Source organism: Occallatibacter sp. (assembly GCF_049582745.1).
Lineage (GTDB): Bacteria > Acidobacteriota > Terriglobia > Terriglobales > Acidobacteriaceae > Telmatobacter.
Genome location: NZ_JBAUUO010000148.1, coordinates 37,341 through 56,872, shown reverse-complemented (window position 1 = coordinate 56,872; position 19,532 = coordinate 37,341). Strand labels below are relative to the sequence as shown.

At 59.0% G+C, this 19,532-nt stretch carries 19 protein-coding genes; 9 read left to right on the top strand and 10 right to left on the bottom strand.

The window, feature by feature from the left end; genetic code table 11:
• Nucleotides 1–19: 19 nt before the first annotated feature.
• The 4 genes from WCA10_RS21170 to WCA10_RS21155 all read left to right on the top strand — a co-directional run bounded on the left by WCA10_RS21170 (nucleotide 20) and on the right by WCA10_RS21155 (nucleotide 3,837).
• Nucleotides 20–1,345 (top strand): TolC family protein, encoded by a 1,326-nt coding sequence (locus WCA10_RS21170; protein WP_472824519.1) that lies wholly within the window; start codon nucleotides 20–22, stop codon nucleotides 1,343–1,345.
• A 64-nt stretch (nucleotides 1,346–1,409) separates the two neighbouring features.
• Entirely contained in the window at nucleotides 1,410–2,882 is a 1,473-nt protein-coding gene (hpnJ, locus tag WCA10_RS21165) for a hopanoid biosynthesis associated radical SAM protein HpnJ (RefSeq protein WP_472824518.1), read from the top strand.
• 95 nt (nucleotides 2,883–2,977) lie between these two features.
• Nucleotides 2,978–3,433: an EamA family transporter gene (locus tag WCA10_RS21160; protein WP_472824517.1), complete on the top strand. Its 456-nt coding sequence runs from the start codon at nucleotides 2,978–2,980 to the stop codon at nucleotides 3,431–3,433.
• Nucleotides 3,430–3,837, top strand: a complete 408-nt coding sequence (locus tag WCA10_RS21155; protein ID WP_472824516.1) for an EamA family transporter — start codon at nucleotides 3,430–3,432, stop codon at nucleotides 3,835–3,837. The genes WCA10_RS21160 and WCA10_RS21155 overlap by 4 nt, the downstream gene beginning before the upstream one ends.
• Before the next feature lie 64 nt (nucleotides 3,838–3,901).
• On the opposite strand, the gene hpnE is transcribed toward WCA10_RS21155, so the two are convergent.
• From hpnE to WCA10_RS21110, 9 genes are all read right to left on the bottom strand, one after another.
• Entirely contained in the window at nucleotides 3,902–5,329 is a 1,428-nt protein-coding gene (hpnE, locus tag WCA10_RS21150; protein WP_472824515.1) for a hydroxysqualene dehydroxylase HpnE, read from the bottom strand.
• Between the two features lie 92 nt (nucleotides 5,330–5,421).
• Nucleotides 5,422–6,333: a phytoene/squalene synthase family protein gene (locus tag WCA10_RS21145; RefSeq protein WP_472824514.1), complete on the bottom strand. Its 912-nt coding sequence runs from the start codon at nucleotides 6,331–6,333 to the stop codon at nucleotides 5,422–5,424.
• Entirely contained in the window at nucleotides 6,330–7,313 is a 984-nt protein-coding gene (gene hpnC, locus WCA10_RS21140) for a squalene synthase HpnC (protein WP_472824513.1), read from the bottom strand. Before hpnC ends, WCA10_RS21145 begins: the two co-directional genes overlap by 4 nt.
• A gap of 169 nt (nucleotides 7,314–7,482) precedes the next feature.
• Nucleotides 7,483–8,712, bottom strand: a complete 1,230-nt coding sequence (locus tag WCA10_RS21135) for a zinc-dependent alcohol dehydrogenase (RefSeq protein ID WP_472824512.1) — start codon at nucleotides 8,710–8,712, stop codon at nucleotides 7,483–7,485.
• Nucleotides 8,712–9,842, bottom strand: a complete 1,131-nt coding sequence (locus tag WCA10_RS21130; RefSeq protein WP_472824511.1) for a zinc-dependent dehydrogenase — start codon at nucleotides 9,840–9,842, stop codon at nucleotides 8,712–8,714. The genes WCA10_RS21135 and WCA10_RS21130 overlap by 1 nt, the downstream gene beginning before the upstream one ends.
• Before the next feature lie 16 nt (nucleotides 9,843–9,858).
• Nucleotides 9,859–10,536, bottom strand: coding sequence for a phosphorylase family protein (locus tag WCA10_RS21125; protein ID WP_472824510.1), 678 nt, complete (start codon nucleotides 10,534–10,536; stop codon nucleotides 9,859–9,861).
• 106 nt (nucleotides 10,537–10,642) lie between these two features.
• Nucleotides 10,643–12,073 (bottom strand): hypothetical protein, encoded by a 1,431-nt coding sequence (locus WCA10_RS21120; protein ID WP_472824509.1) that lies wholly within the window; start codon nucleotides 12,071–12,073, stop codon nucleotides 10,643–10,645.
• Between the two features lie 153 nt (nucleotides 12,074–12,226).
• Complete coding sequence (hpnA, locus tag WCA10_RS21115) at nucleotides 12,227–13,216, bottom strand: hopanoid-associated sugar epimerase (RefSeq protein ID WP_472824508.1); 990 nt, start codon at nucleotides 13,214–13,216, stop codon at nucleotides 12,227–12,229.
• 180 nt (nucleotides 13,217–13,396) lie between these two features.
• Nucleotides 13,397–14,374, bottom strand: a complete 978-nt coding sequence (locus WCA10_RS21110) for a tetratricopeptide repeat protein (protein ID WP_472824507.1) — start codon at nucleotides 14,372–14,374, stop codon at nucleotides 13,397–13,399.
• A gap of 156 nt (nucleotides 14,375–14,530) precedes the next feature.
• Here WCA10_RS21110 and queC point away from each other — a divergent pair, with 156 nt between their 5' ends.
• The 3 genes from queC (at nucleotide 14,531) to WCA10_RS21095 (ending at nucleotide 17,705) form a co-directional block, all read left to right on the top strand.
• On the top strand, nucleotides 14,531–15,256 hold the full coding sequence (gene queC, locus WCA10_RS21105) for a 7-cyano-7-deazaguanine synthase QueC (protein ID WP_472824506.1): 726 nt from the start codon (nucleotides 14,531–14,533) through the stop codon (nucleotides 15,254–15,256).
• Nucleotides 15,253–15,891, top strand: coding sequence for a 7-carboxy-7-deazaguanine synthase (gene queE / locus WCA10_RS21100; RefSeq protein WP_472824505.1), 639 nt, complete (start codon nucleotides 15,253–15,255; stop codon nucleotides 15,889–15,891). Before queC ends, queE begins: the two co-directional genes overlap by 4 nt.
• Nucleotides 15,892–16,106: 215 nt before the next feature.
• Nucleotides 16,107–17,705, top strand: a complete 1,599-nt coding sequence (locus tag WCA10_RS21095) for an ABC-F family ATP-binding cassette domain-containing protein (protein WP_472824504.1) — start codon at nucleotides 16,107–16,109, stop codon at nucleotides 17,703–17,705.
• Here WCA10_RS21095 and WCA10_RS21090 read toward each other — a convergent pair.
• Complete coding sequence (locus tag WCA10_RS21090) at nucleotides 17,702–18,049, bottom strand: winged helix-turn-helix transcriptional regulator (RefSeq protein ID WP_472824503.1); 348 nt, start codon at nucleotides 18,047–18,049, stop codon at nucleotides 17,702–17,704. The genes WCA10_RS21095 and WCA10_RS21090 overlap by 4 nt on opposite strands.
• Nucleotides 18,050–18,148: 99 nt before the next feature.
• On the opposite strand from WCA10_RS21090, the gene WCA10_RS21085 reads away from it, so the two are divergent.
• A complete protein-coding gene (locus WCA10_RS21085; protein WP_472824502.1) occupies nucleotides 18,149–18,604 on the top strand; it encodes an anthrone oxygenase family protein in 456 nt (151 codons plus the stop codon).
• 284 nt (nucleotides 18,605–18,888) lie between these two features.
• A complete protein-coding gene (locus WCA10_RS21080) occupies nucleotides 18,889–19,485 on the top strand; it encodes a rubrerythrin family protein (protein ID WP_472824501.1) in 597 nt (198 codons plus the stop codon).
• Nucleotides 19,486–19,532 lie beyond the last annotated feature (47 nt).

Here is a 19,532-nt window from a genome sequence, read left to right as displayed (position 1 = left end):
GAGGGACGGGAAACCGTGGGTGGGAACGGTCATTGCCGGGCTGACGGCCGGACTTGTCGCCGGGCTGGTTGGACTTCCCGCCGCGGCACATGCCCAGGTGTCGCTTGCGACAGTGGTGGACCTGGCGCAGCGCAACAGTACCGGTGTGCGCGCGGCGCAGGCCGACGTGAACAAGGCGAATGCGGTGCTTTCAGAGACAAAGGACGCTCTTATTCCGTCGATCAACGTGGGGACAGGACTGCCGGTTTTTCCTGAAATCGGCTTCACGGGCTCGCCTCCGTCAATCTGGAGCGCAACCGTGCAGGCGCTGGTTTACAGCATTCCGCAGAAGCGTTATATCGATGCAGCAGGACTCGGAGTGCGTGCAGCGAATGCCCGGCTGAAGGATGCCCGCGAGCAGGTAGCTCTGGACGCATCAACTGCCTATATCGAACTCGACGCGCTGAACCAGGAGCTCGGAGATGCGCACCAGCAGGAACAATTTGCCGGGCGATTGGAGGACATTGAGCAGCAGCGGACCGAGGCCGGCGTGGATCCACTGAGCGAATCGCTGCAAGCGCGACTTACGGCTGCTGAGATCAAGTTGAGACGGCTGCACCTTGAGGCGCGCGCCGCAGTACTAAATAAACAGCTCACGATTTTGACCGGGCTCCCGGAGGGATCCATCCGGATCGACCACGCAAGCATTCCGGAGATTCCGCAGGTGCGGGGCGTGGAGGCCTCTCATTTTACCGAGGGGATTCATGCGTCGCAGTTGATTGCACAATCGAAGATCGCTCAATCGAAGGGCGACGAAGAGAGCAGCTATTTCCCTGAGCTGCGCTTCTTCATGCAGTACAACCGCAACACCAACCTGCTGAATGACGTGAGCAGCTTCTTTGCCAAGCCGCTGCCGCCAAACAACCTGGCTTCTGGAGTTTCAGTTCAAATCCCGATATTCGATCTGGGCCACCGCGCGCGAGCAAAGGAGTCTTCCGCAGATGCGCTGCGAGCTAAGGTGGAGGCGGAACAGGCCGAGAAACAGAATGACCTGGCGATTGAGGACCTTAGCGGAAGCATCCGGGAACTCGATACCCAGGCGGAGATCGCGAGTCTAAAACAGCAGATCGCGGATGAGCAGCTAAAGACCGTAATGGCGCAGTTGCAATTGGGCAACGGAACTGGCAGTGGACCGGGTTCTCAACCGCAAACCAGCCCCAAGGCGGAGCAATTAGCGCTGATCGATGCGCGGCAAAAGACTGAAGACGCACTGGATGCGGGTTTTGAGCTGGCGAAGGCCCGCCTGAGCCTGCTGCGCGCTTTGGGTCACATGGACGACTGGCTGCACGAACTGAAGGGCAAGTAACCATCGGAATAACACCCTAAAACCGCGTAAAAACACGCTAAATGTTAGAATTGAAGGGATGCCTATGCCTCTAAAAACGCTCTTCCTGAACCCGCCTTCGTTTGAGAATTTCGACGGTGGAGCAAGCTCGCGCTGGCCGGCTACGCGCGAAATCGAGTCGTACTGGTACCCCGTGTGGCTCACCTACCCCGCAGGTCTGCTGGAAGGGTCGCGCCTCTTGGATGCGCCGCCGCACCACGTGTCGGCCGATGAGACGATCAAGATTTGCAAGGACTATGAATTCCTCGTCCTGTTCACTTCAACCGTGGGCTGGGAAGGCGACCAGCGTTTGGCCGAAGCCATCAAGGCGGCGAATCCGTCGATTCGGATTGCATTCGTCGGACCACCTGTAACCACTGACCCGGATCGTGCGTTGAACGAGTGCGCGGTGCTGGACTTTATCTGCCGGCGCGAATTCGACTACTCCGTTGTGGAGTTCGCCCAGGGGAAGCCGCTGAACGAGATTCTCGGGATCAGCTACAAGAAGGATGGCAAGATCATCCACAACCCGGACCGTCCGCAGGTGGAAGATCTGGATGCGATGCCGTGGGCAACGAAGATCTACAAGCGCGACATGGACGTGACGAAGTACAACGTACCGTTCCTGCTGCACCCGTACATTGCGCTTTATTCAACGCGTGGGTGCCCGGCGCAGTGCACGTTCTGCCTGTGGCCGCAGACACTGAGCGGACACGCGTGGCGCAAGCGATCGACCGATGATGTGGCCGCGGAGCTGAAGTGGGCGAAGGAGAACTTTCCGCATGTGAAGGAGTTCTTCTTCGACGACGACACGTTCAACATTCAGAAGGGCCGCACGATTGAACTCTGCGAAAAGCTGAAGCCGCTGAATCTGACGTGGAGCTGCACCTCGCGTGTGACCACGGATCGCGAAACACTGAAGGCGATGAAAGATTCCGGATGCCGCCTGCTGATCGTGGGATTCGAGTCGGGCGATCCGCAGATCCTGAAGAACATCAAGAAGGGCGCCACGGTAGAACGTGCGCGTACCTTTGCGAAGGACTGCAACGATCTGGGCCTCGTGATTCACGGCGACTTCATTCTCGGCCTGCCGGGCGAGACGAAGGAATCGATCCGCAACACCATCAACTTCGCCAAGACGCTGGACTGCGAAACGATCCAGGTGTCGATTGCGCACGCGTATCCGGGCACGGAATTTTACGACTATGCCAAGGCCAACGGCTTCATCACCAACGAGAAGATGGAAGACGGCGGCGGCCACCAGATGGCGCACATCGAGTATCCGGGGCTGCCGGTCGATTACGTGATGGAGATGGTGCACCGCTTCTACGACGAATACTACTTCCGTCCGAAAGCGGCGTTCCGCGTGGTGTGGAAGGCAATTGTGAATCGCGACGTGCCGCGACTTTATGTTGAGGCAAAGGCGTTCATGAAGCTCCGCGCAGAGCGCAACAAGGCGGTCAAGCAGAAACGCAGTCAGCCTGCCAAACCGACTGCGCCTGTGAACGCTGGCGCGTAACCGGCGCTTAGCGTTCAGGGCACGAAACATCGGAGGGCGGCGCGCTGCGTCTGCCCTCCATTTCTTTTGCGGGAAAGGATGCCGCAGCAGAACGCATGGCTCATCATCGGCTTTCCTTTAATCAGTACCTGATTCTTGCGTTTGTATCGGTGAGCGTGCCGCTGGGCGACGCTTCCCTTTCGCGCGGCATGACGAGCCTTCCGCCGATATCGATGGCGCATCCTCTGACGCTGATCGGTGCGGTATTTACGCCGTGGATCGCGTTGGGGATCGCGCTGCTGATCGGATATTTCGCCAGCTACCTTACGGCTCTTTCGTGGGCGGATCTTACCTTCGTGATGCCGGCGACGGCGCTGGGCAACGTGTTTGTAGCGCTGCTGGCGCACTACTGGCTACATGAGCAGATTTCATGGATGCGCTGGATGGGGATCGTGATGATCACTGTCGGCGTGGCGTTTGTGGCGCACGGACCGGTGAATACGACCCCACCGGTAAATGCTGCGACGGCGCTGGCACCCGAGGAACTGGACGCGGAAGAGGCCGGACGATGACGATGGCGAGCGTGTTGGCCCAAGCTTCGTTCTGGAAAGCCGCGGGGATGATCGCGACGATCGTGATTACGTCGTCGACGGGTGAGGTGCTGACAGCGGCGGCCATGAAGTCGATGGGCGACCTGGATGATATTCGCGCCAAGAGCGGGCTGGGCGGCGCGATCAAAGCGGTAATGACATCGCCGCTGTTTATGGGCGGGATCTTCTTCATGGCGGTAGCGTTCTTCTCGCTGCTGTTCGCGCTGAACCACATGAACCTTAGCCTGGTGGGACCGGCCGCAGCTTCACTCACGCTGGTGTTGAACACCGTGGCGGCACAACTGTTCTTGCATGAGAAGGTGGACCGGCGGCGGTGGACGGCGGCGGTACTGGTTTGCGTCGGAGTTTATTTTTTGGCGCACTGAGACGCATTACGACAGTTTTCAGTTTTCAGTCTTCCTTAACAGTCGCAATTTGAAGCCGGATGGGTCAACCTTTCAGTGCGAATAGGCGCATGAGGCCTTTTGGTTTGAGATCGGGTTCGAGGAAACGGCAGTCTACGATTGTGGTGGCGCAAAGAGCGTCGGCGGCCAAGTGGCCGGAGCGGGTGGCGCTCTCCATGGTGGAAGGCCAGCCGGTGGCGATCCAGTCGCCGGCGAGGAAACAGTTGGGCCATGGAGATGCCGAAGGTGGTCTGATGCTATCTATCCCCGGTGGCACGCCAAAGGTCGCGCGGACTTCCTTGATGAGCGCGGCTTTTTCGAGCTTCGCTTCTTTGATCGCCGGAAAGAATTCAGCGAGCTCGCTCTGTGCCTGGTCGATTGCCTGCTGACGTTCGAGGGCGGCGAATTTCCGTGAGGCAGACTGGACGAGTTCGAGATAGCTGCCTTTGGTCTCGCGCCATGGTTGCAGGACGCTCTTGTTGTACATCCAGTGGATTTCACGATCGAGCAGGACGGCGTGGGGGAGATCGGTGATCGTGCGATCGAACCACATGTGCACACTGCAGATGGGCCAGTGCTCGAATCGGTCGACCTTACGTGCCAGTTCTTCTCCGTGCGGTGCAGGAGGGAGATGCGGCAACAGTTTTTGCATCGCTTCAAATGGAAGCGCGATGACGAGAAATTCCGAAGCGAGGGTGCCGGTGCGCGTTTTGATGGTCCATTCAGAAACTTCTTCGTCCCATTCGGCGGACTCCACATTGCTGTTGAGGTGAACTGTCGAGCCGTGCTCTTCGAGGAATGTTTTCGCCGATGCGTAAAGTTCGCTCAGGGGGACGGAACTCATGCCCATGGCGCCGGCTTCGGCGGAATTCATGAAAAGTTCGCGAATGACCTTGGCGGCGTAAGGGACGGAGATGGCATCGAGGTCCGCATTGAGGGCGCTGGCAATGACGAGACGCCAGAAGCGTTCGATGGCGCCGGGGGTCTGCCTTTGGCGGCGGAGCCAGTCAGCTAGGGATTCGTTGTTGTTGACGGGAATGGAGCGAATCATGGCTCGAAAGCCGCGGGCCAAGGCGATTTTGTCGGCGCGAGTGAAAGCGTGGGCGCCGAGCAATTTTGGCAGGCCGTGCAGCGGAGCCGGCAGCGGTGATGGGCCGAGTATCGAGCGCCGACCGCCGGGCTCGATCATGGTCATCTCGCTGGTCCAGTGAATCTTCTTCTCGACGCCGATTCGCTTGTAGAAGCCGATGAGGTTGGTGCAGCAGCCAAAGAGAACGTGCTGGCAGTTGTCGATGACTTCGTTGACGCCGGGATACAGGTAGGAGGAAGCGCGGCCGCCGAGGTAGCCGCGGCGCTCGACGAGTTGTACGCGATAGCCGGCCTCGGCGAGGGCGCAGGCAGCACTCATGCCGGCGACGCCGCCGCCGATGACTGTGACGGTGCGCGCTTCGAGTTGTTCAGGTGTCGCGTGCAAGGAGTCCTCAGGGGTTCATTTCAATCGGAGAGAATCAAAAATCAGGTCCTTCGTCCGCTCAGGATGACACGCTTAGCAAGATTTTTTGAATTTCATGGAGAAAAGCGTGCGATGGCAAGCCGGGCCATGCCGACTGCGAGAATTTCAAGTTTCTGGAAGGACGGGACACTGATGCGACGCGAAAAAACGTCGTAGTCTGCGCGACGAATTCGCCTAAGCAAGCCGCGGTAAATCCTCACCAGCACCCAGAGCGCGGGACGGCTTTCGCGGTCGATAAGCGGCAACAGCTTGGCGGTGGAGGCGTAGTAGCCTTCTGCGCGTGTTCCGATTTCAGCCAGGAGGGCGCGCTCGTTCGCGGAGGGGGGTGCACCTATCTTGCGATGCAGGATCGCATCAAGCGTGACGTCGTGAGCGGCGAGATCTTCGAGCGGTAGATAGACGCGGCCGCGCTCAGCGTCTTCGGCTACGTCGCGAAGGATGTTCGTGAGCTGGAAGGCTACTCCCGTTTCCTCGGCCAGCTTTTCAGCAGCGGGGTCGGAGTAGCCAAAGATGCGAATGCAGACCAAGCCAACGACTGATGCCACGAGATAGCAGTATTGGTAAAGATCGGCGAAGGTAGCATACGTGTCGGGAGCGTCGTCGGGATTTGCTTTGAGATCGGAGGTCGTGCCCGCGATGAGTTCATCGAGAAGGCTGAGCGGAATGTTGAAGCGCTCGGTCGCATCGCGGACCGCGATGAATACTGGGTTTTGCGTAGCTCCGGCTTGCGAGGCGCTGCGCCAAGCGGCCTGCCACTGCTCAAGATTCAGGCGGCGCTGTTCACGGGGAATGCTTTCGTCATCGGACAAATCATCAGCCTTGCGCATGAAGGCGTAGATGGCGCAGATGGCATTACGGCGTGGCTCGGGGAGCGCGACGAAGGCGTAGTAGAAATTTTTGGCTTCCCGTTTAGCGATCGCCCTGCATGTAGCGTACGCCGAATCCAGTGTGATGGCTTGCGTCAAGCGGCCTTTCCCCTTGATACCCCAAGGCGCAAGAACGGCAGAAACTTGCCGCTCACCGCGCGCAGTGCAAGCTGCAGTTTAGTACGTTTGGAGATGGATGGCCGTGAGCTGAGTACGTCATAGTCTCGATGCTCGATGGCATTGAGAATTTCGAGGCCGCCGCGGCTAAAGAGATCGAGATCGACGGCGAGATCGCGGTCGACCATGTTGATGAGGGGCAGGCCCTGGAGGAAGAGATTGCGTGCAAATTCCACTTCGTACTTCAGTAGCGCGTGGAATTCCGGAGTGGCAATTCCCTTCTCAATGGTTGCGTCAGTCACACCGAAGCGCCGCATGTCATGTTGCGGGAGGTAGACGCGGTCTTTGGCGAAGTCGACTTTGACGTCCTGCCAGAAGTTGGCGAGTTGCAGCGCCGAGCAGGTTGCATCGGACAGGCGGAAGCGCCCTTCGTCGGAGTATCCGCACGTATAGAGGACGAGGCGGCCGACGGGATTTGCGGAGTAGCGGCAGTAGCCGAGTACGTCTTGCATGGTGGCGTAACGCGTGACGACCTGGTCCTGGCGGAAGGCGGTGAGCAGGTCGGCGAATGGTTCTTTCGGAATATTGCAGGCGCGGATGGTCTCAGCGAGAGCGACGAAAACGGGATGACGCGCGCTGCCTTCGTAGCAGGCGTCGAGTTCGCGCCCCCAAAGATCGAGGAGGGCTAACGACTGCTGGGTATTGCCGACTTCGTCGCCGAGATCGTCGGAGACCCGGCAGTAGGCATAGATGGCGTGGAAGTGCGGACGCAGGCGCTCTGGCAGGAACCAGGTGGCTACGTGGAAATTTTCGTAGTGAGTTTCGGCGAGATGTTTGCACCAGGCGCGGGCTTCTTCCAGCGTCGGAGCCTTGTCAGGCAAGCGATAGGAAGACGGAAGCGCAGCCCAGCCCTGGGCGATGAGCCGTTCGGTATCCGAATCTGGTGCTGTGGCTGCCGTCATCACTTTGTTCATTGTGGACTTGCGGTTTCATTTCCTCAGGGGCTAATGCCCTTCTAATTTTATTGCGCTTTGGCGGCACGCGACCAACTAGGTGGGTTCCCCGAGTCGTGCCCTTTCAAAACATCGACTGAGCGCCACGTTCATCAGCATCGGCTTGTTGCGACGTTATTCACGGGACAATCGCGGTTTTGATTTCGCTGCTGCGGTTCATCAGCTTTTCAAAAACGCGATTGAGTTCGTAGAGGTGGGCGTGGCCGGTAATGAATGCGCCAGCCTGGAAACGGCCGCTGGCAATCAGGTCAAGAGCTTTGCGGCAGATGGCCGGCGTGTGATGAAACGTTGCGCGCAGGGTGATGTCGCTATAGTGAATGCGATTGGTATCGAGCGTGACGCGGGTGCCGACCGCGCATCCGCCGAAGAAGTTGACGGTGCCGCCTTTGCGCACCATCTCGACGGCTTCTTCCCAGGCCTCGGGAACGCCGACGGCCTCGATGGCGATATCGACACCGCGATTTTTGGGCGTGAGGGCGCGGGTTTCGCGGATGGCTTTCTGAATCGACGATGACTTGATGATGTGGGCTGCGCCCAATTGTCTTGCTGCTTCCACCTGCCCGTCATGTTTGACGATGGCAATGACGTTGCAACCGGAGAGAGCGGCGACATGGACCATCATCAGGCCCAACGGGCCGCCGCCTATTACTGCGACCGTGTCTTCAGGACGCGGGTTGGAATCGAGAAAGCCGTGGACGGCGCAGGCGAGCGGTTCAGTCAGTGCGGCGTGCTCCAGCGGAACGTGATCTGGAACGATGAGCGTGTTCTTGGAGACGATGCGGGCCGGGATGCGAATGAACTCGGCATAGGCACCGTTGTTGAAGAGCAGGTCGTCGCAGAGATTTTCTTGCCCGCGTTTGCAGAAATAACACTGGCCGCAAGGAGCGGAATTCAGAGCCACCACCCGACTGCCGTTGGAAAAGCCTTCGACTCCCTCGCCTGCCTCAACCACGGTTCCGGCTAGTTCGTGGCCGAAGAGGGCGGGAGGGACGATCATGCGAGCATGGTAGCCACGACGAAACACTTTTAAATCTGTGCCGCATGTGAGCGCGGCGCCGACTCGGACGATCAGCTCGCCAGCGGCTGCGCGAGGGACCGGCACATCTTCAATGCGAATGTCCTGGCGTCCGTGAAGGACCGCGGCCTGCATCGTTCCCTGGCGAAGCTGGCGCGCGGACTCCACGGTATTGCGGCCAACCTGAATGACCTCTTCAACGGTGCTTCTGCCGACGTGGAGGACTTCTTCGACGGTGTTGCGGCCGATCTGGAGCACATCGCCGACGGTGCTTCGGCCGACCTGAAGGACATCCTCTACCGTCGGGCGACCGCGCTTTACCGGGTTTGGCATTACTTTGCTCCTGTACCGGCGACGGGCTCTATCATAATCTTCATTGAGTCGGCTTTAGGGTGTGATGCGACATCGATTGCCGCGACGGCCTGGTCGAGCGGAAAACGATGCGAGATGAGTTGAGTAAGGTCAAATCCGTTCCGGTAGTCGTTGAAGACCAGGTCGATGACTTCGTCGAGGATCGCGAACGAGGACGAGTACGAGCCCATGAGTGTCTTCTCGTCCATACAAACCACGCCCGGATCGAAAGTTGCGTCGCCGCGCTGGGTCTGGGCAAACAGCATCACTTTTCCGCCGCAACGGGCCGCATCGATCGCGGTCCGGATGAGGGCGTTGCCGCCGACGGCGAGGATGACGGCATCGGCGCCGCGGCCTTCGGTCTCGGCGAGGACGCGTTCCACGACGTTTTCGCTGCCTGCATGGATGGGATCTTTGAGGCCATATTTGGCGGCGATGGCGTGACGCTCTGGATAAAGGTCCGAAGTGAGAACGCGTGCGCCGGTCCGGCTAGCCAGAACAGCATGCATGAGCCCGATGGGTCCCTGGCCGATGGCCAGCACGGTATCGTCCGGGGCCAGGTTGAGCATCTTGACGCCTTTGAGTACGGTGTTAACGGGCTCAACAAAGGCGGCCTGTTCAAAAGGGATGCCGTCAGGAATCGGGACCACTCCGCAGCTCGAGGCTACCCAATCCATCACGCGAATATACTCCGCGAACCCGCCGCCTGACGGTTCGAAGCCAGCCGTAACGCCGACCTTTTTGTAGAGCGGGCATTGCGCCGGGGTGCCCTTGCGGCAGTAGTAGCACTCACCGCAGGGAACATGATGGTGGACGACGACGCGCTCCCCACCCTGAAAGCGAGATACGCCCTTGCCGACAGAGACTATGGTGCCCGACATTTCGTGGCCAAAGATGCGGGGAGCAGAGTGGGAGCCGGTGTGAATTTTCTTGAGATCGGTTCCGCAGATGCCGCAGGTGGCAACTTTCACCAGCAACTCGCCTGGGCCGATCAAGGGCACTGGCACTGTCTCGACACGCATGTCGTTGATACCGCGGTACACTACAGCGCGCATGGTCGTGGGGATCCGGTTGGCGACGGGGTTTGAAGCGTTAGTGGTTTGGGTAGCCATCCGTGTTGGTGTGACCTCACTCATCCAGAAGTTCGTGGAGCCGCTCCGCAATGCTTTGGGAAGCCTTTCTACTATTTTCGCCCATTTGGATGAGTGCGGGCCATATCCAAGGCCGAAGGAGAGCAAAAAGTACCAACTTCCGGGTCAGAAACTGGCCTTTTTGATCGATGAAGCGGTTGAAATCAGGCAACTTCGCGTTGAGTGAGTCGCTTATACCCTTGATCGCGTAGAAGGGAATGCCGCGCATGGCGGCGAGGCGGGCGATTGCGGCGGCTTCCATGTCGACTAAGGCGGCGTTATAGGTTGTGGCGAGGCGGCGCTTTTCGGTCTCGTCGGCGACACGGGGGCTGGTGGCGAGCCAGAGCGGGCCGGCTCCGGCATCGCAGGGGAAGCGCTCACCCGTGCGGGCATCAATCACGCCGGCACAGTTGTGCGCCCTGCCGGCGGCGATGTCGGATGTAAGGGCTCCGGCCCAGCCGATGGAGAGGACGAGATCGATGGGGCCGCCGTCTTCGATGCCGGCAAAGGCACGAGTGGCAGCGTCGAGCCCGGCTCCGGCGCAGGCGGCGATCCACTCCTCTTCTTCGGTGCGCTGGGCCCAGAAGTGGGTGGTGCCGCGGGTGGAGTGGGGCCAGTTGCGGACCAGGGGTTTAAGCTCGCCGGGCATGGCGGCGATGATGGCTACGCGGGTCATGCGCCCGCCGCGACGAGCAGGCCCTGGTCCGGGGTGAAGGGCACACCGACCTGGAAAGAGATGAGGTGGAGTTTCTTACTCATTGGCGTCCCCCGCGATACGCACATCAGCGCTCATGCCACACAAGCACACCTGGACCGTACTTGCTTTCTGCCTGCTCCTGCCAGACAATGTACGCCTTGTCGTTGGGAGCCTCGATGACGTGGAGAGTGGCAGGTTGTGGGCTGAAGTCTGCCCCCGCTGCCTTGCCCAGACCGCACGAGGTCCAGATGGCGCCATCTGCCGAGCGAGAGACGGAAGGAGCATTACAGCTGGCAGGCCCCGAGCCGCTATTGGCGCCGAACGTAGCAGTTATCGCCCCCTTTGAACTGATTGCAATACCCAGCGGCGGATTTGTAGAGCGAGGCCCGTCAATCGGAAGCTTGACCGGCTTTGACCAGGAATTTCCATCCACGGACTGGCTGTACCAGACAGTGTGGTCCGTGTCGTTGCTGTCGAGTAGTGCTGCGAATATCGTGGCAAACTTGTTGGCTCCGTGAGTCAGGGCGATGTCTGGCGAATCCGCAGTGGCCTTATCGGCGATTGACGTCGGGGCAGAAGCATCAGGCCGCCAGAAGACGTAGCGATGGCCATCGCCTTCCAGCTGATCCTCATTGTATGCAAGGCCAACTTTGCCCGCAGAATCCGCAGCAATTCCGATATTGGTTTTGTTCTGCAACTTCCACCCGCTACCGGCGGCGATCGGCTGCGACTTCCACGAGCCGCTATTGGAGATCGCCCCGTTCACGTAGGTTGCTCCCGACTCGGCATTGATCGCCGCGTAAACCTGCCCCGATTCAATCAGGATGGCGACGCTGTGCGGTGTCTCGTTGGCGCTGGGCATGGACGATGTTTTCCAGGTGGCGCCGTGATCGGTTGAGGTTGCATAAAGCAGGTTCTCGCCAACCGCGGCCAGCATTGCAAGCGTACCCGTCGCGCGATCGCATCCCAGGGCGATAGGGTTCACATTCTGGTCTTCGAGCGGGCCGGTCGTCGCAACGCGCACAGGAGCTTCCCATTTGTACGTCGAGCGATCCCATCGCGCAAAAAGAATTTCCGTGTCCGACTTTTCGCCGTCTCCGTTGGGATCGATCCACTCGAATGCGACCGCCGGATCTCCGTTTTCATCCAGCGCGACCGCCGTTGCCGGTCCATAGTTCGGTGGATCGCTTCCCTTTGGAACAGCGGCTGCATTCGAAACGCCCGTGGGCGGCGGGCCGACCTTTACGACGTTCGAGAACTTTCCGTTCGTATTGATGCGGTATTGATAGGTGCCGAAGGCATCGATGCTTGTGTCCTGATATCCTGCTGAATTTGCAGGAACGAGCTTCTGAAAGGTCTGGCCCGACGATCGCTCCAGCACCGCCGGACTGGCCGCCCCGGTCCATCCGAGGTCGACCACCTTGGCAGTTGCGGACTTGACTTTCAATTCCTGCGCATGCAGCATCACCACGTTCAAGACAGTGCAAACAATTGCCACGACCAAAAACTTGCGCACTCGACCTCCTTAGCTCCTGCTGAACCATCCCCGATTCTGCCATAACCCCGAAGGGCCGTACCAGAGTGAAGGAGACCGCGCATCGCTTTATGTGTTGCCTTCGATGGAACGGAATCTGAAAAATGTAAACGCCGTCTGCGATTCCGTGATTCTCTACGGCGCGTATCCGTTGGCGCGAAACCATTCTACGGCGGTGCGCATGGCGGGGTAGACGGGGACGATGCGGAAGCCTAGCTCCTGCTGGGCGCGGGCCGAGGAGGCGAACATCTTTTTGCGGCCCATGCGGACTTCTTCGAGCGTGGCACGGGGTTCCTTGCCGCGGATGCGGCCGGTAATCCACTCCTCGAAGAAGGCGTAGGTCGCGGCGATGGCGAATGGAATCTTTGTAGTTGGCGAAGGAATGCCGGTGATCGCCGACATCTTGTCGAGGATCTGCTTCAGCGTCAGGTTTTCCCCGCCGAGAATGTAGCGGCGGCCCGGCTTGCCGACCTTGAGCGCGGCAACGTGGGTGCGCGCGACTTCAGCGACATCGACGAGGTTGAGACCGGTATCAACGTAAGCCGGAAATTTGCGATTGAGAAAGTCGACGAAGATGCGGCCCGTGGGTGTGGGCTTGAAGTCGTTGGAGCCGATGGGCGTGGTGGGGTTGAGGATGATGACCTGCTGGCCATCCTGGGCGGCGGCAAAGGCCTGCTGCTCGGCGAGAAACTTGGAGCGTTTGTAGTGGCCGACCATGTCGCTGATGGTGACGGGTGTGTCTTCGTTGACGACGATGCCATCTGTCCGGAAGGCCATGGTGGCAACGCTTGATGTGTAGACAACGCGGCGGACGCAGGCCTCGCGGGCGAGCTTCAACAAATCTCGTGTTCCATCGACGTTGGCGCGGAACATTGTGTCGGGATCGCGGATCCAGAGGCGGTAATCGGCGGCCACATGCATGACGGCGTCGCAACCCCGCAGCGCGGGCGCATACGAGTCAGGCTTCGAGAGATCGCCGACGACGGTATCGGCGGCGATGCCTTCGATATTCGAGAGGTTGCTGGATTTGCGGATGAGGAGGCGGAGTTCTGCACCCTGCTCGGCCAACGCCTTTGCCACGTGATGGCCGACGAAACCGGTGGCGCCTGTGAGAAAGATCTTCATGGCAAGGTGCGCGAAGAATCATTCTAATGCGTGAGGCACGTGGCTCGTAGATATGCGGCTGGTAGCTTGTGGCTTGAAGTCGGTCGGTGTAGGAGTGCTCCTCATCCGGCAGGTGAGCATCGCTGACCATCAGATGACCGCTCGCCGGATCGGAGTAGCAGAACGGAACTTCCGTCGGGCTTAGTGGTCTGAGGCGATGATTTCAGTCTGGCCGAGGGCGCTCAGGTGTTTCCGAGCGGACGCTTCCCCCTGGGAGTTGCCCGTCCGGCTGAACAGGATGAGCGCGTGCTGAAAGCTGATTTCAGCCATCTCCGGCTTCGCCAGTTTCAGCCAAAGTTCGCCCATGATGTCGAGGGCGTTTGCTTCCGACTCGCGGTCGTTCAGCAACTCAAGTCTTGTGACCGCCTCCTGAAAGTAATCGAGCGATTTGTAGGGGTTGTTGAGGAGGAAACCGTAGGCAGAGCCGAGGTTGGTGAGAGTGAACGCCTCTCCCTGGCGGTCCTGTGTCGCATGGTAGGCAGCAAGTGCCTGGTCGAGATATGAAACGCATTTCTTTTTGTCGCCCGTCAGGAAAAAGCTGAGTCCGAGATTATTCAGAACGGCGGCCTCTTCAGCTTTTTTGTGGGTGGCGGGATAGACTTTGAGCGCATCGTGATAGAAGCGAATCGCTTGTGGTGCGAAGCCCCATGCACGATAGACATCACCAATGTGCGCCAGCGTGGCTGCTTCGCCATCCTTGTTGCCAAGTTCGCGCCAGATCGCGAGCGCCAATTGATAGTCCTCGACAGCCTTTTGCTGCTGGTGCAGTGCGTCGTAGGAGTTTGCGAGCGCGCAGAGCGTCTCCGCTTCGGCCTCGCGATTGCCCATCCTCCGATACTGGTCAAGGATTCCAGTGAAGGCTTCCACCGCAAATTCATTTTGGGCGGTGAGGGACACCGATTTAGCGCCAACAGCGGCAAGAGTCGCTGCATCGTCCTTCACCTTTGGCGAGGACAAGATGGGCGCGGTCCCGGTTTCGCCGGAAGACGAAGCTAGAGAGTGGTCTGAGGTTCGACTGGAAAGCGCGCCCATTTCCTGCGCGGAGAGCAGCGCGGGTGTGACAGGAAGCGACACAATGGCTAGGAACATAGCCAGAGAGGGGAGACTCTGCGTGCGCATAAGGTGACCTCCGAAGGTGGGGGCCCAAGGTTTTCGATGCAGGAAATGGGGTCTGCGTGCCAGGCGGTTGAGGGGGGTGAGAGTGAGAGGGGAAGCGAGGAACTCTCGGAGCGGTCCGCTAGTTGTTTATTCTTAAACAGGAGCGCATTAAGATCAATGAAAATTTTGACTTCTGAACCGGAAAAGCCGGCGGTTGTGTTGCTGAGCGGCGGGCTTGACTCTGCGACAGTGGCAGCGATCGCGCAGAGCGAGGGGTTCCTGGTGCATGCACTTTCATTCGCCTACGGTCAGCGGCACAGCTTTGAACTCGAGGCGGCGCGGCGCGTGGCGGCGGCGCTGGGGGTGGCGCAGCATCGGGTGGCGACCATCGATCTGCGCGTTTTCGGCGGGTCGGCTCTGACGGATGATATCGACGTGCCGAAGGGACGGGACAGCGCGGAGATGGAGCGTGGAATTCCCGTGACATATGTGCCGGCGCGGAACACGATCTTCCTTTCATTTGCGCTGGCGTGGGCCGAGGTGCTGGGAGCAAGCGATGTGTTTATCGGGGTGAATGCGCTGGATTACAGCGGCTATCCCGACTGCCGGCCGGAGTTCATCCGTGCGTTTGAGTCGATGGCGAACCTGGCGACGAAGGCGGGCGTGGAGGGGAGGCAGAAACTCGTGATCCATGCTCCGCTGATGCAGATGACGAAGGCGCAGATCATCAAGAAAGGTCTGGAACTGGGCGTGGATTACAGCCTGACCAGCAGTTGCTATGATCCCGCGCTAGACGGGAAACCGTGCGGGCAATGCGACTCGTGTTTCCTGCGAAGAAAAGGATTCAGCGAAAACGGGATTGACGATCCCCTGTTCTATCGGGATTTGAAGGCGACACGATGAGCTACGCGGTCAAAGAGATTTTTTATACGCTGCAAGGCGAGGGTGCGCAGGCGGGGCGCGCGGCAGTGTTCTGCCGGTTTGCGGGATGCAATCTGTGGTCGGGGCGCGAGAGCGATCGCGCGTCGGCGATCTGCCGATTTTGCGATACGCAGTTTGTGGGCGTGGATGGAGAGGGTGGAGGCCGGTTTGAGACCGCCGGCGATCTGGCAGAGGCGATTGATGCGACGTGGCCGGTGCGTGGAGCTGAGAGAACGCGATTCGTAGTATGTACGGGAGGCGAGCCGCTGCTGCAATTGGATCGCGTGCTGATCGATACGCTGCACGAGCGCGATTTTGAAATTGCGGTCGAAACAAATGGAACGGTAGCGGTGCCGGCCGGGATTGACTGGGTATGCGTGAGTCCCAAGGCCGGCGCCCCGCTGGTGCAGACGACCGGCGATGAATTGAAGCTGGTGTTTCCTCAGGCGGACGCGATACCCCCGGCGTTCGAGGGGCTCGGATTCAAGCATTTCTTCTTGCAGCCAATGGACGGACCCGACCGAGTCGCGAATACCGATCTGGCAGTGCGGTATTGCATGGCGCATCCACAGTGGCGGCTGAGTTTGCAAACGCATAAGATTGTTGGAATTCCGTGAGGCGCGCTTAAGCGTAAGTCGATGTTTTATTTCAAGATTGCCCTGCTCGGCGAACGCAGCGCTGAGCGTCGAGTTATGAGAAACTGGAAGTGCGGCAGTTCTTACGGGATTCATCTTTGTAGTCGCGAGTCCCGAAACTCTGAGCCAATTTGAATATGCATCGGCCCCCCGTGGCCGATACTGCGCAGCGGCTCGCGCACAGGAAAACGAAACGAATGCTGAGTGTAAGTAATGTGTCGATGCGCTACGGCGCGAAAGTGCTGTTTGAAGAAGTGTCAGTGACCTTTACGCCGGGGCGGCGCTATGGACTTACGGGACCAAACGGGTCAGGCAAAACCACCTTTATGAAGGTGCTGACCGGTGAACTGGAAGCGCAGAAAGGCACGGTGGTGCGTCCGCGAAAATTCGGCGTGTTACGCCAGGACCAGTTCGCCTTTGACGCCTACCGCGTGATCGATACCGTGATCATGGGCAATAAACCACTGTGGGCGGCACTTGAAGAGCGCGATCGCATCTACGAGAAGGCCGAACTGAGCGATGCCGACGGCATGCGACTCGGCGAACTGGAAGGCGTGATCGGCGACGAAGACGGCTACACGGCGGAGGCCGATGCGGCTGTGCTGCTGGATGGCCTGGACATCACCGAAGAACTCCACGAGCGCAAAATGGGCGAACTGCAGGGCGGGCAGAAAGTGCGTGTACTGCTGGCGCAGGCGCTCTTCGGCAAGCCGGAGGCGCTGCTGCTGGACGAGCCAACGAACTATCTCGATCTGGATTCGGTGCACTGGCTGCAGGATTTTCTGAATTCCTACGACGGAACGCTGATTGCGATTTCGCACGACCGCCATTTTCTGAACAGCGTAACAACGCACACGGCCGATATCGATTACCAGACCATCATCATCTACAGCGGCGGCTACGACGACATGGTGATGGCGAAGACCCAGATTCGTTCCACGCTGGAGTCGCAAAACGCGCAAAGGGAAAAGAAGATTGCGCAGTTGAACGAATTTATCGCGCGGTTCGCGGCGGGCACGCGGTCGTCGCAGGTAACCAGCCGGCGCAAGGAAGTGGAGCGGCTGCAAACCAACGAACTGGCGCGCTCGAATATTCAACGGCCATATATTCGCTTCGACCAAGTGCGACCCAGCGGCAAGCACGTGTTGGAGTTCAAGCACCTGACGAAACTCTACGATGACCTTAGGGTGATCGACGGATTTACTGCGAATGTGCTGCGCGGAGAAAAAATCTGCCTGATGGGACGAAACGGCGCGGGCAAAACGACGCTGCTAAAAAGCCTGCTGGCAAATTATCCGGGGCTCGCGGAGAAGGAATTCACGCTCGATTCAGGGAGCGTCTTCTGGGGGCACGAGGCACAGATTGGATACTTTCCCCAGGACGTGGGTGCGACGATTGAACATGGGCTGACGGTGGCTGAATGGCTTCACCGCTGGAATCCGGCAGCGCATGTGGAGGAGATTCGCGGCATCCTGGGGCAGATGCTGTTCAGCGGCGAAGAGGGCGAAAAGCCTACCAAGGCGCTCTCTGGCGGCGAACAGGCACGGCTGGCGTTTTGCAAGTTGATTCTGACCAAGCCGAACATCCTTATCTTTGACGAGCCTACGAATCACCTCGATCTCGAATCGATCAACGCATTGAATATCGCACTGCAGCGCTATGAAGGCACTGTGCTGCTGGTGACGCACGATCACGATCTGATCGATGAGGTGGCAACGCGGCTGTGGAACTTCAAGCCGGAAGGCATAGAGGACTTCCAGGGGCCATACTCGGAGTGGAAAGGCAAGCACAACTAGCGGTTTGCACAAGCAATGTTGCGCACTACGATGTGCTTCCGTCCCCAGGCGCAGATGTGTTCGAGCACCGGGAGCATCGTCATTCCATAGTCGGAGATGGTGTAGATAACGCGGGGGTGAGTTCCCTTCTCACGCTGGCGAATGAGAATGCCGTCGCTGACCAGGTCTTTAAGGTGGCGGATCAACATGCGCTCGGTGATACCGGGGATGCTGCGCAGCAATTCGCTCGTGCGCATGGGTTTCTCAGAGAGTCGCCAGAGGATGGTTCCCTTCCATCTGCCGTCGATGACGGACAGCATGGCGTCGATGGGGCACTCGGAAATCTCCTTTTTTGAAACCGGCATGTTGTGACCTGAACGGGGAATGCGTTACTGACATATTTGTCAGCACCGCTTACTGAATCATTCTATCGCCGTGCGGAGTCTGAGGCTCAGGAGTTGAATATGAGACCTCTATTGGATATCGTCACAACCGTTTGTATCGGCCTGCTGATCGGCACCGAGTTTGCCGTTGCAGTCTTCATCAATCCAATTTTGCGCAAGTTGGGCGCGCGCGAAGAGCTGCGGGCTATTCGGCTGTTTGGCGCAAAGCTGGGCGCGGCGATGCCGTTCTGGTATGGCGCAAGCCTTCTGCTGCTGATTGCCGAGGCGGTCTTGAGGCATGGCGAGAATGGCTGCCTGCTGCTGATTGCTGCGAGCGCGCTGTGGGCCTCGATGATTGTTCTGTCCATCTTCTTTCTGGTTCCGATCAACAATCGGCTGGTGCGCACGGATCCGGAGGCAGCGCCGGAGCCAGCGCTGAAGGAGGCAGGACAGTGGGACGCGATGCATCGCTGGCGCGTTGTATCCCTCACTACGGCCATGGTTTGCTTTCTTCTGGGTGTGATGCGGGCTGGCTGACTGTGGTGCTGGCTGCCACGATTGTCCTCACCTGCCTCGGCCATTCGATATTTTCTTGTCGACCACGACGGACAGGCAGTACGGGAATAACCAGCCGATTCATTACGCAATTCTGTCTGGGACCGGTTTGAGCGGATTCACTGAGGGGCCGCAGCAGTGGTCAATTCATTGATCTCGACGCGGTAGCAAGCGCCACGAGCTCGATTTTCTTTGGATAATTCAATGTGATCTACATCACCTGCGTACCGTTCACTGCATCCAAGCAGGTGAGGATATTGCAGGTGATGGCATCGGATCGCATGCTCGCTTACGGGGCAGGAGTTGAGGATCTCACCGTGATCCGTAACCTTGAAACCGCATTCGAGGAAGAGACCAAGACGAGCACAGCCTACAAGGCCTATGCAACCCGCGCGGACGAAGAAGGCTATCCGGGGCTCGCAAGCCTGTTTCGCGCCACCGCGCTGGCTGAACAAATCCATGCGGGCAACCACGCGCGGGTGCTGCGGCACATGGGCGGGTCACCAGGGATCGACGCGCCCAAGATGCACGTCGAAGGAACCTTCGAGAATCTGAAAGCGACCCTGGTCGACCAGAGGTTTGAAGTGGACTATCTCTACCCCGCTTTTCTCACCACGGCGGTTCCGCTGTTTGACACAACGGCCATCCGCAGCTTTCACTGGGCATTCGAGGCGGATAAGTCGCATGTGCAGCTATATGGCGACGTTATGGCTCGTGTGCACGGCGGTGGCAGGCGCGGTTGGGAGTATGAGAAACATCCGTTCTTTGTTTGCGGACTATGCGGATACGCAGCCGAGCATCCGGTTGGCAAAAACTGCCCTGGATGCAATTATTTATGGGAAAAATTTGAAGCGATAATGTAACTGCCGCACTGCGCGCTATAGCTCTCTCTTCTGCCCTGATTCAATCC

What these genes read in the sequence shown, in the direction of transcription:
- WCA10_RS21080 (WP_472824501.1), top strand. Translation starts at nt 18,889, where the DNA reads ATGGCATCGGATCGCATGCTCGCTTACGGGGCAGGAGTTGAGGATCTC.
- queC (WP_472824506.1), top strand. Translation starts at nt 14,531, where the DNA reads ATGAAAATTTTGACTTCTGAACCGGAAAAGCCGGCGGTTGTGTTGCTG.
- WCA10_RS21095 (WP_472824504.1), top strand. Translation starts at nt 16,107, where the DNA reads ATGCTGAGTGTAAGTAATGTGTCGATGCGCTACGGCGCGAAAGTGCTG.
- WCA10_RS21135 (WP_472824512.1), bottom strand. Translation starts at nt 8,712, where the DNA reads ATGCCAAACCCGGTAAAGCGCGGTCGCCCGACGGTAGAGGATGTCCTT.
- hpnC (WP_472824513.1), bottom strand. Translation starts at nt 7,313, where the DNA reads ATGACGGCAGCCACAGCACCAGATTCGGATACCGAACGGCTCATCGCC.
- WCA10_RS21110 (WP_472824507.1), bottom strand. Translation starts at nt 14,374, where the DNA reads ATGCGCACGCAGAGTCTCCCCTCTCTGGCTATGTTCCTAGCCATTGTG.
- WCA10_RS21085 (WP_472824502.1), top strand. Translation starts at nt 18,149, where the DNA reads ATGAGACCTCTATTGGATATCGTCACAACCGTTTGTATCGGCCTGCTG.
- WCA10_RS21160 (WP_472824517.1), top strand. Translation starts at nt 2,978, where the DNA reads ATGGCTCATCATCGGCTTTCCTTTAATCAGTACCTGATTCTTGCGTTT.
- WCA10_RS21090 (WP_472824503.1), bottom strand. Translation starts at nt 18,049, where the DNA reads ATGCCGGTTTCAAAAAAGGAGATTTCCGAGTGCCCCATCGACGCCATG.
- WCA10_RS21130 (WP_472824511.1), bottom strand. Translation starts at nt 9,842, where the DNA reads ATGGCTACCCAAACCACTAACGCTTCAAACCCCGTCGCCAACCGGATC.
- hpnA (WP_472824508.1), bottom strand. Translation starts at nt 13,216, where the DNA reads ATGAAGATCTTTCTCACAGGCGCCACCGGTTTCGTCGGCCATCACGTG.
- WCA10_RS21155 (WP_472824516.1), top strand. Translation starts at nt 3,430, where the DNA reads ATGACGATGGCGAGCGTGTTGGCCCAAGCTTCGTTCTGGAAAGCCGCG.
- hpnJ (WP_472824518.1), top strand. Translation starts at nt 1,410, where the DNA reads ATGCCTCTAAAAACGCTCTTCCTGAACCCGCCTTCGTTTGAGAATTTC.
- queE (WP_472824505.1), top strand. Translation starts at nt 15,253, where the DNA reads ATGAGCTACGCGGTCAAAGAGATTTTTTATACGCTGCAAGGCGAGGGT.
- WCA10_RS21125 (WP_472824510.1), bottom strand. Translation starts at nt 10,536, where the DNA reads ATGACCCGCGTAGCCATCATCGCCGCCATGCCCGGCGAGCTTAAACCC.